Raw genomic sequence first — 14,119 nt, forward strand, 5'->3', positions numbered from 1 at the left:
ATGCGCCATCCGCCTCCCTGTGCGGATTTGTCACCTGCCGGGGGCCGGGGTGTCAATTCGCAACTGGTCGGTTTGGTATGGCAGGCGGCAGGCAAGCACCGCGCCGGAAACTCCGGCTCTGTGGCATGGGTTTGTGAAAATCCAATGACAGCAATGGGTAAAATCCATCTCTTGAGGTGATTTCCGACCGCCCGCCCCTTGTCGGCAGCAAGAGGACGGCGCCGGTTCCGTCGCGTAAACCGCCGGGGGTTGGCAGGGTCGCATGGACGGCCGCAGCCGGTGCGGGGCATGAAATCGGCCGGCCACCAGGGCCGGCCGTTCCGGTGACTGCCCGAAAGCCCCGTCAGAAGCTGCGCGAGACCGACAGCTTGAAGTTCCGCCCCGGCGCCGGGCCGCTGAGCCAGGAGGCGGGCGTATAGTCGCGGTCGGTAAGGTTGTCGACGCCGAGGTGGACCTCGATCCCCGCCGCCGCCCCGGCTTGCGGCGCCCAGGTGGCAAAGACGTCATGCACGCCGTAGCCGGCGCGATGTTCGCCATCCGCCTTGTCGCGGCCCTTGGCCAGGGTGCTGCGCAGGCCCAGCCGCCAGGCGTCGCTGGCCTGCCAGATCGCCTGCAAGGTCACGCGGTCGTTGGGCAGCGTGTCCAGCACCGTGCCGTCCTGGTCCTTGCCATCGACGACCGAGACCGCGGCGCCCAGTTCGAAGGCGTCGATGCTGTAGGTCGCCTCCAGCTCGCCGCCGCGCAGATAGGCGCGGTCGATATTGACATAGGCGGGCGTGGGCGCCGCCGCCCCGGTGCGCACGATCATGTCGTCGATATGGTTGCGGAACAGCGTCAGCTTCATCACTGCCTCGTCGCCCTCGGCAAAGATGCCCGAGCCGCGATAGGAGACGCCGGCCTCCAGGTTCTTGCCCTTTTCGTCCTTCAGGTCGGGCGAGGGCGCGCCGCCCATATAGGTATCGAACAGCTCGTCCGCCGTGGGCATCCGGTTCACGAAGGCGGCCGAGCCGAAGACCGACCAGTTGTCGTCCAGCCGCCAGATCGCGGCCAGCTGCGGCTCGAAGGAATCCGAACTGTAGCGGTCGTCGGTGGCCGTCACCGATGCCTTGGGCTCGATGCGCTGGCGGTCATAGCGCAGGCCGGTGTTCACGGTCAGGTCGCCCCACGTCACCTCGGACAGCGCAAAGGCGGACCAGAACCGGGTGATCCCCTCGGGATGCGAGGACGAGGGCACGCGCGAGGAACGGTCCTGCCGGGACAGTTCCATCCCCGCGGTCAGGTGGTGGTCATAGCCGGCGCCAGACAGGTCGGCGGCGTTCTGTAGCCGGAACTTCCACAGCCGGTAGTCGCGCCGGCCCAGCAAGGACGCCATGATCGGCTCGGCGGGGTCGTCGCCCTGCTGCACCTCCTTCATGGTGTTGGTATAGGACAGCGTCGCCGTCAGATCGACATAGCGGTTGTCCTGCGGGTTCCAGCCCCAGGTCAGCCTGGCCGTCTGGTCGCGCGTGGTGATGTCGCCCACGCCCCAGGAAAAGCCGGGATAGAACAGATCCCTTTGCGCCCCGTTCAGCTGGTCGAAATCCTGGTCCTCGCCCTTGGCCTCCAGGTGCTGATAGGACAGGGCGACATAATGGTCGCCGAAGCTCTTTCTTGCCTTCAGCAGCAGGTTCGGCGTCTTGGAGTTCGAGCGGATCGTGGTGTTGCCGTCCGCATCCTTGGTATCGCCCAGCTTGCGCCAGGCCAGCGCCGCCAGCGCCTCGAAGTCATGGCTCGGCCGCCAGCCAAGCGCGATGCTGCCCAGCACCGTGTCGGGATTGCTGGCATAGCCCAGCTTGGTCCGGCCGCCGAAGGTCTGGCCCTCGGCGATCAGGTCGCCCGGCTCGATGGTCTCCATGGCGATCACGCCGCCAAGCGCGCCGGCGCCGTAAAGCGTGGACGAGCCGGGACCGCGCAGCACCTCGACCTGGCGCAGGAAGTCCGGTTCCACGAACAGCGCGCCCTGGCGATAGGATTCGTAGAACTTCTTTTCGCCGTCGAGCAGCTGCACGATGCCCGCCTCGGACGCCGCCTGCTCGCTGGCGCCGAAGCCGCGGATGTTGAACCCCTGCCCGAAGAAGCTGCCCGAGCCGACGCCGGCGACGCCGGGCACGGTCGCCAGCACCTCGCCGATATGGCCGGGGTCGATGTCCTGAAGCTGCTGGCCGTCGACCACGGAAACCGATTGCGGCACCTCGGAAGCCACCTTGGGCTTGCCGGCGCGCAGCACGATCTGGTCCAGCACATAGGCGGTCTGCGCGGACTGGGCCTCGGCGCGTTCCTGCGCCAGCAGCGGAGCGGAAAAGAGAAGGGTGCAGGCACTTCCGGCCAGAAGCGCGCCGCGAATCGGATGGCGTGGCATGTGATCCCCGTCGTCATGTCGTGAAGTTTACGGCTGGCCACGGGGCTGGCATCTTGCGCCGGTTAAAATATTCTTAGTAAAACTGTCAATGATTCCTTGCATCTTCCCGGTCCGAACCGGGCATGCAACAGCAGCGAAAGGCACCGCGATGACCGACCATTCCCCCGCAGAGCTGCGCCGCATCCTGGCCGAGGACGGCGGCCGTCCCTTTGACCTGGCCGAGCGGCTGGGCGTCCCCGAGGCGGCGCTGGTCGCGGCGCGGGTCGGCCATGGCGCGACCCGCATCGACGCCCTGCCCGGCCGGCTGATCCCGCAGGTGCAGGCCCTGGGCGAGGTCATGGCGCTGACCCGCAACCGCTCTTGCGTGATCGAGAAGGTCGGCACCTACAACGATTTCCACGACGGCGAGCATGCCGCCATGACCGTGGACCCCGAGATCGACCTGCGCATCTTTCCCCGCCATTGGGTCCATGCCTTCGCCGTCGAGCAGCAGGCCGAGAGCGGCACCCGCCGCTCGGTCCAGGTCTTCGACGCGGCGGGCGACGCGGTCCACAAGATCCACCTGCGCGAGGGCTCGGACCTGGCAGCCTGGGGGGCGCTGCGTCGCGACCTGGCGCTGGCGGACCAGTCCGACACCGCCCGCTTCGAGCCGCGTGCGCCGGTCGAGCCGCCCAGGGCCGGCGCCGAGCGCGCCGATGCGCTGCGCCGGGAATGGGCCGACATGACCGACACGCATCAGTTCAATATCCTGATCCGCCGGCTCAAGATGAACCGGCTGGGCGCCTATCGCATCGCCGGCGCGCCGCTGGTGCGGCCGCTGGCGGTCGAGGCGGTGCCGGCGCTGCTGGAGCGCGTCCATGCCGATGGCGCGGGGGTTATGTTCTTCGTCGGCAACATGGGCTGCATCGAGATCCATTCCGGCAAGATCCATTCGCTGAGGCCCATGGGGCCGTGGCTGAACGTCATGGACCCGCGCTTCAACCTGCACCTGCGCGGCGACCACGTCGCCGAGGTCTGGGCGGTGGACAAGCCCACCAAGCGTGGCCCGGCGATCTCGGTCGAGGCCTTCGATGCCGAGGGGGCGCTGATCTTCCAATGCTTCGGGTTGCGCCCGGAAAAGGGCGGTAATGCCGAACAATGGGCGGCGCTGGTCGCCGGCCTGCCGGCGCTGGCCGAGGCGGCGGAATGAAACGGCTGGCGCTTGCCCTGGTCCTGCTGGCCGGCCCGGCCGGCGCGGAAGGCCACCCCGAGGCCCGGCGCGTGCTGTCGCTGGGCGGCTCGGTGACGGAAATCGTCTATGCACTGGGGGAAGAGGCGCGGCTGATCGGCCGCGACACCACCTCGAACTGGCCGCCCCAGGCCAATGCCCTGCCCGATGTCGGCTATGTCCGCGCGCTGTCGCCCGAAGGGGTGCTGTCGGTCTCGCCCGACCTGATCATCGCCGAAGAGGGCGCGGGCCCGCCCGAGGCGGTCTCGGTGCTGCAATCGGCCGGCGTGGCCTTCGTCAGCGTGGACGAGCGCTATGACGCCGAGGGCGTGCTGGACAAGGTCGATGCGGTGGCCGAGGCGCTTGGCGTGCCGGACAAGGGCCGCGCCCTGCACGACAAGCTGGCGGCCGACCTGCAAGCGGCGCTCGGCCGGGCGCAAGCGGTGGCGGGCGAGCCGAAAAAGGTGCTGTTCGTGCTGTCGCTGCAAGGCGGGCGGGTCATGGCCGCCGGCGCGGACACCGCGGCGGACGGCATCATCCGCCTGGCCGGGGCGCAGAACGCCTTGCAGGGCGTCGAGGGCTACAAGCCCGTCACCGACGAGGCGGTGATCGGGGCCGCGCCCGACGTCATCCTGATGATGCGCCGCGGCGACGAACAGGCGGATGCGCAGGCCAATGGCGGCAGCAGCCACACCGCGGCGAAAGAGGCGGTGCTGGCCATGCCGGCGCTGGCCCAGACCCCGGCGGGCCGCGCGGGCGCGGTGGTGATGATGGACGGGCTGAAGCTCCTGGGGTTCGGTCCCCGCACCGGCGAGGCGGCGGTCGAGCTGCACGACCTGATATACGCGGGGTCGTGATGGTGGCCGCGACGCCCGACCTTCGCCCCGGACGGCTGGAAGGCGACCGCAGCCATCGCGCGCGGCGCCTGGGGCTGTTCCTGGCGCTGCTGCTGGCGGCGGTCGCGGTGATCTCGCTGGGCTGGGGCGCCTCGGGGACGTCGCTGGCCCGCGCGCTCTCGGACCTGCTGGCGGGGCGCGAACTCGCGGTGCAGGACCGGGTGGTGCTGCTGGACATCCGGCTGCCGCGGGTGCTGATGGGCATCTTCGTCGGCGCCTCGCTGGCGGTCTCGGGCGCGGTGATGCAGGGGCTGTTCCGCAACCCGCTGGCCGATCCGGGCATCGTCGGCGTCAGTTCCGGCGCCTCGCTGGGGGCGATCCTGGCCATCGTGCTGGGCGGCGCGCTGCCCGGCTGGGTGGCGGCGTTCTTCGGCTGGTATCTGGTCCCGGTCGCCGCCTTTGCCGGCGGCTGGCTGACCACCATGGCGCTTTACCGCATCGCCACCCGGCGCGGGCGCACCTCGGTCGCGACCATGCTGCTGGCCGGCATCGCGCTGGCCGCGATCATGGGGGCGCTGGCCGGGCTGGCGATCCTGCGCGCCAACGACCGCGAGCTGCGCGACCTGACATTCTGGGGCCTCGGCTCGCTGGCCGGGGCGAACTGGCCCAAGCTGCTGGCCGGGGCGCCGATCATGGCGCTGGCCCTGCTCTACGCCCCCTGGCTCGCGCGCGGACTCAATGCGCTGGCGCTGGGAGAGGCGGCGGCCGGCCATGTCGGCATCCGCGTGCAGAAGGTCAAGAACCGCGCCATCCTGACCGTCGCCGCGGCCACCGGCGCCGCGGTCGCGGTCTCGGGCGGGATCGGCTTCGTCGGCATCGTCGTGCCGCATCTGTTGCGGCTGGCCAGCGGGCCGGACCACCGCTGGCTGCTGGTCAACTCGGCGCTTCTGGGCGCGGTGACGCTGCTGCTGGCCGACATGGTCAGCCGCACGGTGATCGCCCCGGCCGAGCTGCCCATCGGCATCGTCACCGCCGTCATGGGCGGGCCGTTCTTCCTGTGGATCCTTCTGCGCAACCGCGGGGTGCTGGACCTGTGAGCCTGATCGCCAGCGACATCCAGGTCAGCCTTGGCCGCAAGCAGATCCTGCACGGCGTCTCGGTCGAGGCGCGGGCGGGCGAGATCACCGCCATCGTCGGGCCGAACGGCTCGGGCAAGACCACGCTGATGCGCAGCCTGACCGGGGAACTCGCCTGCCGCGGGGCCGTCATCCTGAACGGGCACGACATCGCCGCCCTGTCGCCCGAGGAACTGGCCCGGCGCCGTGCCGTGCTGCCGCAGGCCGCCGCCCTGTCATTCCCCTTTACCGTGGCCGAGGTGGTGCGCATCGGCGTCGAGGCCCGCGGCGAGCGCGCCGATGCGCTGGTGCCGGCGGCACTGGCGGCGGTCGATCTGCCGGGCTTTTCCGGCCGTCTCTACCAGGAGCTTTCGGGGGGCGAGCAGCAGCGGGTGCAGCTGGCCCGCGTCCTGGCGCAGGTCTGGCAGCCGCTGGACGCGGACGGCCCGCGCTGGCTGATGCTGGACGAGCCGGTCAGCAGCCTCGACATCGCCCATCAGCTGACGGTGATGCGGCTGGCCGCCGATTACGCCAGGGCCGGCGGCGGCGTGGTCGCGGTCATGCACGACCTGAACCTGACCGCGCTTTTCGCGCAAAAGCTGGTGCTGATGAGCGGCGGCCGCGTCCTGTGCCAGGGCCGCCCCGACGAGGTCTTGACCGACGAGGCGCTGTCCAGCGCCTATGGCTGCCGGCTGCGCGTCAATGCCGTGCCCGACAGCGGCATCTGGGTGCTGCCGCACGCGGCGGCGTGACCGGCCGGGCCGAAAGGCCCGCGACCAAAGGCCGCGCCCATTTACAAGCCCGCCCCGGCATCCGCATATTGGACATGACCCCGCTGTTGAGAGATGCCCGATGCATGCCATGCTGCTGCACAGGATCGGCGCGCCGCTGGTCTGGACCGAACTGCCCGACCGTGACCCCGGTCCGGGCGAGATCCGGGTCCGCGTCCTGGCCTGCGGGGTCTGCCGCACCGACCTGCACGTGGTCGACGGCGAATTGCCCGACCCGGTGCTGCCGATCATCCCCGGACACGAGATCGTCGGCCGGATCGAGGCGCTCGGCCCCGGCGTTGCCGGCCTTGCCCTGGGCCAGCGGGTCGGCATCCCCTGGCTGGGCCACGCCTGCGGTGCCTGCCCCTATTGCCGCGACGGGCGCGAGAACCTGTGCGACGCGCCGGGCTTTACCGGCTACACGCGGGACGGCGGCTATGCGACCGCGGCGATCGCCGACGCGCGTTTCGCCTTTCCCCTGGGCGAGGCCGGCGAGGACGTGGCGCTGGCGCCCCTGCTTTGCGCCGGGCTGATCGGCTGGCGCGCGCTGGTGATCGCGGGCAAGGCGCCGCGGCTGGGGCTTTACGGCTTTGGCGCGGCCGCCCATATCATCGCGCAGGTGGCGGCGTGGCAGGGCCGCGCGGTCCATGCCTTCACCCGCCCCGGCGACCTGCGCTCGCAGAATTTCGCGCGCCGGCTGGGCGCGGTCTGGGCCGGCGGCTCGGACCAGCCCCCGCCCGAGCCGCTGGATGCAGCGATCATCTTCGCCCCGGTGGGCGAGCTGGTGCCGGCGGCGCTGAAGGCGGTGCGCAAGGGCGGCCGCGTGGTCTGCGCCGGCATCCACATGAGCGACATCCCCGCCTTTCCCTATGCGCTGCTCTGGCACGAACGCCAGATCGCCTCGGTCGCCAACCTGACGCGGCAGGACGGGCTGGACTTCCTGTCGCTGGCGCCCCGCATCGGCATCGCCACCGAAACCACGACCTATCCGCTGCGCGAGGCCAATCGCGCGCTGGACGACCTGCGCGCCGGCCGCTTCGACGGCGCGGCCGTGCTGGTGCCCTGAGCCGCCCGCCGGGCGCGGCCGCGCCCGGCCAGCCCCTCTCTTTCCGACCGGGATCTGCTGCCATGAAGGAAACGGCGAATACCCTTGCAACCGGCCCCGTCCCGACCGATGCCGGCCCCTTTCGCGCCATCGACCGGCTGCGCGAGGCGATGGCCGCCGGCTTCGGCACCGGCGTCTCGCCGCTGGCGCTCGGCATGGCGCTGATGGACTGGTCGGCGCACCTGGCCGCCGCGCCGGGCAAGCGGCTGGAGCTGGCCGACAAGGCCGCGCGCGAGACGGCGGCGCTGCTGGCCCATGCCGCGGCGCTCGCCGCCGATCCGGCGGCCGAGCCGGTGATCCGGCCGCCCCCGCAGGACCGCCGCTTTGCCGCCGCGGCCTGGCAGAACCCGCCCTTCAGCCTCTGGGCCCAGGGCTTCCTGCTGGCGCGGCAATGGTGGCAGGAGGCGACGCGCGACGTGCCCGGCGTCGATCCGCATCGCCAGAACCTGCTGTCAGCGATGGTGCAGCAATGGCTCGACATGGCCTCGCCGGCGAACCTGCCCTTCACCAATCCCGAGGTGATCGCCCGCACCCTGCAGACCGGCGGGCTGAACCAATGGGTGGGCATGCGCAACTGGGCCGAGGACATGGCCCGGCTGGCCGCCGGCAAGCCCCCGGTCGGGGCCGAGCAGTTCCGCGTCGGCCACGAGGTCGCGGCAAGCCCCGGCAAGGTGGTCTATCGCAACCATCTGATCGAGCTGATCCAATACGCCCCCGCGACCGACACCGTGCTGGCCGAGCCGGTGCTGCTGGTCCCGGCCTGGATCATGAAATACTACATCCTCGACCTTTCGCCGGAAAACTCGCTGGTCCGGCATCTGGTCGGCGCCGGGCACACGGTCTTCTGCATCTCATGGCGCAATCCCACGGCCGAGGACCGCGACCTGACGCTGGAGGATTACCGCAGCCTGGGGGTGATGGCGGCGGTGGATGCGATCGCGGCCATCCTGCCGGGGCGGGGCATCCATGCGGCGGGCTATTGCCTGGGCGGCACGCTGCTGGCCATCGCGGCGGCGGCCATGGGCGGGGCGCGGGACGACCGGCTGGCCAGCGTCTCGTTGCTGGCGGCGCAGACGGATTTCGCCGAGCCGGGCGAGCTGGGGCTGTTCATCGACCACGACCAGCTCAACAGCCTGGAAAGCGCGATGCGGCAACGCGGCTACCTGACGGCCGAACAGATGCTGGGCGCCTTCCGCTTCCTGCGCTCGAACGACCTGATCTGGTCGCGCATGGTGCGCGCCTATCTGATGGGCGAGCGCGAGCCGATGACCGACATGCTGGCCTGGAGCAGCGATTCGACCCGGATGCCCTATCGCATGCAGGGCGAATACCTGCGCCGCTTCTACCTGGAAAACGCGCTGGCCGGCGACCGGCTGCTGACCGACGGCCGGCCCGTGGCGCTGCGCAACATCCGCGCGCCGGTCTTTGCCGTCGGCACCGAAGAGGATTACGTCGCCCCCTGGCGCTCGGTCTATCGGCTGCACTGCCTCAGCGATGCCGAGCTGACCTTCGTGCTGGGCGACCGGGACCACCTGGCGGGGATCATCCTGGATCCGGCCGGGCCCGGCCATCACCGCATCGCCACCCGCGGGCGGGACGGCACCTGCCTGCCGCCCGACGACTGGCTGCACGCCGCCGCGCTGCGCGAGGGCTGCTGGTGGCCGGCCTGGACCGACTGGCTGGCGCGGCATTCCGCGGCCGAGCGGGTGGCGCCGCCGGGCATGGGCGCGGCCGCCGCGGGCTATCCGGTGCTGGAGGACGCGCCCGGCAGCTATGTCCGCCAGCGCTAGGCCAGCAGGGCGGCCGCCTCCATCGCCATCATCCGCTCTTCGTTGGCGGGAATGATAAGGGTCGCGAAATCGCCCAGGGGCGCCATGCGGCGCAGGATCGCCTCGCGCACCGGGGCGGCGTTCTCGCCGATGCCGCCGGTGAAGACCATGGCGTCGATGCCGCCCAGCGAGACCGCCATGGCCGCCGCCGCCTGCGCGCATCTGAGCGCGAAATAGTCCAGCGCGAAACGCGACTGCGCCGAGCCATCCGCCAGCAGCGCCGCCACATCGTTCGACTTGCCCGACATGCCCAGAAGGCCCGAGCGGTTATAGATCAGATCCTCGATCTCTTCGGGCGTCATGCCGAAGCTGCGCTGCATCAACAGGATCGCGCCGGGGTCGACGGCGCCCGAGCGCGTGCCCATGGGAATGCCGTCCACCGCGGTCATGCCCATGGTGGTATCGACGCTGCGCCCCTGATGCATGGCGCAAAGGCTGGCGCCATTGCCCAGATGCGCGGCGACCACGCGGCCCCGGTGCAGGTCGGGATGGTCGCGCGCCAGCACCTGCGCCAGCCATTGATAGGACAGGCCGTGAAAGCCATAGCGGCGCACGCCCTGTTCGAACAGCGGCTCGGGCAGGGCGAAATGGGTGAAAAGGGCATCCCGCCCGGCATGGAAGGCGGTGTCGAAACAGGCAAGGTTCGGCACCTCGTCGCCCACCAGCCGGCGGGCGGCGGCGATGGCGGCCAGCCCGTGCGGCTGGTGCAGCGGCGCCAGCGGGATCAGCGCCGCCAGATCCTCCAGCACCTGCGGCGTGACCGGGGTCGAGCGGACATAGCGCGTGCCGCCATGGACGATGCGATGCGCCACCGCCTCGATCCGCCAGCCCTCGTCATGGGCGTCGATGAAATCCAGCACGGCCTGCATGGCGGCGGCATGATCGCCGCCCGCGACCGGGCCGCGGAACTCGGGCCCGCCGGCCAGCCGGGCCGCCAGCTCGGCATCCGCGCCGATCCGGCTGACCGCGCCGCGCGCCAGAAGCGCCAGCCCCTCGCGTGCGAAGACCCGGAACTTGAGGCTCGACGAGCCGGCATTCAGCGTCAGGATCGCCGGGGTCATTTCACCTGCCCCAGCCGGCGCGCCTCGGCCATCAGCACGGCCAGCGCGGTGGACAGCATCCGGGCGCGCACGGAATCGGCGCGGCTGGTCAGGACGACCGGCACCCGCGCACCCAGCACGATCCCCGCCGCATCGGCGCCGCCCATGAAAACCAGCTGCTTGGCCAGCATGTTGCCCGATTCGATATCGGGCACCAGCAGGATGTCGGCCTGCCCCGCCACGGGCGAGACGATGCCCTTTTCCCGCGCCGCCGCCGGGCTGATCGCATTGTCGAAGGCCAGCGGCCCGTCCAGATCGGCGTCCTCGATCTGGCCGCGATCGGCCATCTTGCACAGCGCCGCCGCGTCCAGCGTGGCCTGCATCTTGGGATTGACCGTCTCGACCGCGGCAAGGATCGCGGCCTTGGGCCGGGCCGGCCCCCACAGCACGCGCCAGAGCACGATGGCATTGTGCAGGATGTCGGCCTTGACCATCAGGTCGGGGGCGATGTTGACCGCCGCATCGGTGATGATGAAGGGGCGCGGATAATCCTCGGTCAGCATCAGGAAGGCGTGGCTGATCCGCCGCTCGGTGCGCAGCCCGCATTGCGGGTGGATCACCGCGCCCAGCAGCTCGTCGGAATGCAGCGAGCCCTTCATGATCGCGCCGACCTGGCCGGTCGCGGCCATCTGCGCGGCGCGGGCGGCGGCGGCGTGGCTGTGTTCGGTATCCACGATCTCATAGGTGTCGGGGGCCTGCCCCGCCTCGGTCAGCGCGGCGGCGATGCGGGCGGCGGGGCCGACCAGCACCGGCTCGATCAGCCCGGCCGCGCGCGCCTCTTCCACCGCGTCGAAGACGGTATGGCTGACCGGGTGGACCACGGCGGTGCGCAGCGGCGGCAAACCGGCGCAGCGGTCGATGATGGCTTGATAGGCGTCGGTCATCGCTATCCTCCGTGCTGGCGCGGATCCCGCGCCCCCGAGGATCCCGATATGCCGGCGGGAGGCAAGGGAAAAGCGGCGTCCCGCCGCAAGCACCGCGGGAAAGGCCGGCCCGCTGCGACGATCCGGCGCGGGGGCCGGCGTCGGCGGTCAGCCGGCGCGGTCCAGAAGCCGGGCGATCTCGGCCCGCAGTTCCGACAGCTCGAAGGGTTTGGCGATGAAGCCGTCGGCGCCAAGCGCCAGCCCCTTGCGGCGTTCCACCACCGAGCCGCGGGCGGTCATCAGCAGTACCCGCACGTCACGCAGGCCGGGGTCGGCGCGCAGCGCCTCGACGATCTGGTAGCCCGAGATGTCGGGCAGCATGATGTCCAGCAGCACCAGGTCGGGGCGGTTGGTGCGGATCTCGTCCAGCGCGGCGGTGCCGCCGGCGATCCGCCTGTAGCTGTGGCCGGCCCGCGCCAGCAGGAACTCCAGCGCGGCGGCGATATTGTCCTCGTCCTCGACGATCAGGATATGGGCCATCACCCCCTCCGAAGGATCGGACACCGAAGCCGGGCCAGGCGGGTCGGTTCCGGGACGGCGATGGCCCGCCCCCAAGGGGGCGGGCCTGCGTTTTCAGTGCGACGAGGCTTCCGCCGCGCCGATCCCGGTTTCCGAGCGCACCTGCTGGGCCAGGAAGCCGGCCCGGTCGATGCGCGCCCGCGTGCCGTTGTCCATCTTGGACACCAGCCAGATGCCCAGGAAGGCCAGGGTCATCGAGAACAGCGCCGGCGAGGTATAGGGGAAGGGCGCCGAGCCGGCGGGGTTGCCCAGCGTGGCTTCCCAGACCGAGGGCGACAGCACCGTCAGCACCACCGAGGAGATCAGCCCCAGGAAGCCGCCGACCACGGCGCCCTTGGTCGTGCAATCCTTCCACAGCACCGACATGAACAGCACCGGGAAGTTGGCCGAGGCAGCCACCGCGAAGGCCAGCGACACCATGAAGGCGATGTTCTGGTTCTTGAAGGCGATGCCCAGCACCACGGCCACCAGGCCCAGGGCCACCGTGGTGATGCGCGACACGCGCAGCTCGCTGCCCGGCGCGGGGTTGCCGTTCTTGATCACGGTCGCATAGAGGTCGTGGCTGACCGCCGAGGCGCCCGAGAGCGTCAGGCCGGCGACCACCGCCAGGATGGTGGCAAAGGCCACGGCCGAGATGAAGCCCAGGAAGACGTTGCCGCCCACCGCCTTGGCCAGATGCACCGCAGCCATGTTGCTGCCGCCGACCAGAGCGCCGGAGCCGTCCAGGAATTCCGGGTTGGTCAGCACGAAGGTGATGGCGCCGAAGCCGATGATGAAGGTCAGGAGGTAGAAATAGCCGATCCAGCCGGTCGCCCACATCACCGACTTGCGCGCTTCCTTGGCGCTCGGCACGGTGAAGAAGCGCATCAGGATATGCGGCAGGCCGGCGGTGCCGAACATCAGCGCCATGCCGAAGCTGATGGCCGAGATCGGATCCTTGATGAAGGTGCCCGGACCCATGATCGACTGGCCGGCGACGGCGGCTTCCTCGGCGGTCTTGCCGCCGGCGGTGGCCAGATCGGCCTTGACGCGGACCGCATCGGCGAACATCGCCTCGGGGCTGAAGCCATAGTGCCACATGACCATGAAGGACATGAAGGTCGCGCCGCCCAGAAGCAGGCAGGCCTTGATGATCTGCACCCAGGTCGTCGCGGTCATGCCGCCGAACAGCACGTAGATCATCATCAGCGCGCCGACGATCACCACCGCGATCCAGTAGTCCAGGCCGAACAGCAGCTGGATCAGCGAGCCCGCGCCCACCATCTGCGCGATCAGGTAGAAGGCCACCACGACCAGCGTGCCCGAGGCGGCAAAGATGCGCACCGGGGTCTGGGCAAAGCGGAAGGCCGCCACGTCGGCAAAGGTGAAGCGACCCAGGTTGCGCAGCCGCTCTGCCATCAGGAAGGTCAGGATCGGCCAGCCGACCAGGAAGCCGATCGAATAGATCAGCCCGTCATAGCCCGAGATCATCACCGCGGCCGAGATCCCCAGGAACGAGGCGGCCGACATGTAGTCCCCGGCGATGGCAAGCCCGTTCTGGAAGCCGGTGATGCCGCCGCCCGCGGTATAGAAATCCGCCGCCGACTTGGTCCGCGACGCCGCCCATTTGGTGATGTAGAGCGTCGCCAGCACGAAGGCGGCGAACATGGTGATCGCGGTCCAGTTCGTCGCCTGTTTCTCGGCGCCCTGGATCACGTCGGCGGCCATGGCGGCGCCCGGCATGGCCAGGGCCGCGGCCATCAGGCCGTTGCGCAGGATCTTGTGGGTCATTTCAGCGCCTCCCGGCGAACCTTCTCGCTCAGCTCGTCGAACTCGCTGTTCGCGCGGCGCACGTAGACGCCGGTGATGATGATGGTAAAGACGATCACGCCGAAGCCCAGGGGGATGCCCCAGGTCATGACGCCGTCGCCGATCCGCGAGGCGAGCAGTTCCTTGTCGAAGGCGATCAGCAGGATATAGCCGTAATAGACCACGAGCATCGCGATCGTCAGGATCCAGCCATAGCGGGATCGTTTCGCTTTCAGTAATTGATAGTTCGGATCTGCGGCGATCCGTTCGGCCAGGTTGTCTTGCATCGGGGTCGTGCTCCTCCACTGCCACGATATGCTGTCTTTTCAGCCGCGCCGGCGCCATGCCGGCGAGACGATCTTCTTCTGGAAGGCTTTTCGGCGGGCGGCAGGCTCCTCCGGCCATGCCGCGGCCGGTCCATGGGCGCGCATCGCCCATGGCGGTCCGTCTTGCACCATGCCGGGCCGGCGATCCGCCGCCGGCCCGCTGCGGCTGTCAGTGCCGGTTCATCCGGTTCTCGATCAGTTCG

The 14,119-nt window shown here is 70.2% G+C and carries 12 protein-coding genes; 6 read left to right on the plus strand and 6 right to left on the minus strand.

From position 1 onward, the window contains the following. Nucleotides 1-343 precede the first annotated feature (343 nt). Nucleotides 344-2,398: a TonB-dependent receptor domain-containing protein gene (locus FE811_RS09095; protein ID WP_116220748.1), complete on the minus strand. Its 2,055-nt coding sequence runs from the start codon at nucleotides 2,396-2,398 to the stop codon at nucleotides 344-346. A gap of 148 nt (nucleotides 2,399-2,546) precedes the next feature. Between FE811_RS09095 and FE811_RS09100 the strand changes: the two genes are divergently transcribed. From FE811_RS09100 to FE811_RS09125, 6 genes are all read left to right on the plus strand, one after another. Continuing rightward, nucleotides 2,547-3,587: a hemin-degrading factor gene (locus FE811_RS09100; protein WP_116220747.1), complete on the plus strand. Its 1,041-nt coding sequence runs from the start codon at nucleotides 2,547-2,549 to the stop codon at nucleotides 3,585-3,587. Continuing rightward, the gene (locus FE811_RS09105; protein ID WP_116220746.1) at nucleotides 3,584-4,462 is read left to right on the plus strand and encodes a hemin ABC transporter substrate-binding protein; all 879 of its coding nucleotides are present in this window, start codon (nucleotides 3,584-3,586) and stop codon (nucleotides 4,460-4,462) included. The genes FE811_RS09100 and FE811_RS09105 overlap by 4 nt, the downstream gene beginning before the upstream one ends. Then, on the plus strand, nucleotides 4,462-5,538 hold the full coding sequence (locus FE811_RS09110) for an iron ABC transporter permease (protein WP_116220745.1): 1,077 nt from the start codon (nucleotides 4,462-4,464) through the stop codon (nucleotides 5,536-5,538). The genes FE811_RS09105 and FE811_RS09110 overlap by 1 nt, the downstream gene beginning before the upstream one ends. Continuing rightward, a complete protein-coding gene (locus tag FE811_RS09115) occupies nucleotides 5,535-6,308 on the plus strand; it encodes a heme ABC transporter ATP-binding protein (protein ID WP_116220744.1) in 774 nt (257 codons plus the stop codon). Before FE811_RS09110 ends, FE811_RS09115 begins: the two co-directional genes overlap by 4 nt. 100 nt (nucleotides 6,309-6,408) lie before the next feature. Then, on the plus strand, nucleotides 6,409-7,392 hold the full coding sequence (locus tag FE811_RS09120) for a zinc-dependent alcohol dehydrogenase family protein (protein WP_116220743.1): 984 nt from the start codon (nucleotides 6,409-6,411) through the stop codon (nucleotides 7,390-7,392). Nucleotides 7,393-7,454: 62 nt separating this feature from the next. Beyond that, a complete protein-coding gene (locus FE811_RS09125) occupies nucleotides 7,455-9,221 on the plus strand; it encodes an alpha/beta hydrolase (RefSeq protein ID WP_116220742.1) in 1,767 nt (588 codons plus the stop codon). On the opposite strand, the gene FE811_RS09130 is transcribed toward FE811_RS09125, so the two are convergent. The 5 genes from FE811_RS09130 to FE811_RS09150 form a co-directional block, all read right to left on the minus strand. Further along, the gene (locus tag FE811_RS09130; protein ID WP_072463679.1) at nucleotides 9,218-10,321 is read right to left on the minus strand and encodes an acetate/propionate family kinase; all 1,104 of its coding nucleotides are present in this window, start codon (nucleotides 10,319-10,321) and stop codon (nucleotides 9,218-9,220) included. The genes FE811_RS09125 and FE811_RS09130 overlap by 4 nt on opposite strands. After that, nucleotides 10,318-11,337, minus strand: a complete 1,020-nt coding sequence (locus FE811_RS09135) for a bifunctional enoyl-CoA hydratase/phosphate acetyltransferase (RefSeq protein WP_255469699.1) — start codon at nucleotides 11,335-11,337, stop codon at nucleotides 10,318-10,320. The genes FE811_RS09130 and FE811_RS09135 overlap by 4 nt, the downstream gene beginning before the upstream one ends. A 54-nt stretch (nucleotides 11,338-11,391) precedes the next feature. Further along, a complete protein-coding gene (locus FE811_RS09140) occupies nucleotides 11,392-11,763 on the minus strand; it encodes a response regulator transcription factor (RefSeq protein WP_116220741.1) in 372 nt (123 codons plus the stop codon). A 93-nt stretch (nucleotides 11,764-11,856) separates the two neighbouring features. Further along, the gene (locus tag FE811_RS09145) at nucleotides 11,857-13,542 is read right to left on the minus strand and encodes a cation acetate symporter (protein ID WP_275600449.1); all 1,686 of its coding nucleotides are present in this window, start codon (nucleotides 13,540-13,542) and stop codon (nucleotides 11,857-11,859) included. A 26-nt stretch (nucleotides 13,543-13,568) separates the two neighbouring features. After that, a complete protein-coding gene (locus tag FE811_RS09150) occupies nucleotides 13,569-13,877 on the minus strand; it encodes a DUF485 domain-containing protein (protein WP_036757705.1) in 309 nt (102 codons plus the stop codon). Nucleotides 13,878-14,119 lie beyond the last annotated feature (242 nt).

This window comes from Paracoccus sp. FO-3, from assembly GCF_006386455.1.
GTDB lineage: Bacteria > Pseudomonadota > Alphaproteobacteria > Rhodobacterales > Rhodobacteraceae > Paracoccus > Paracoccus versutus.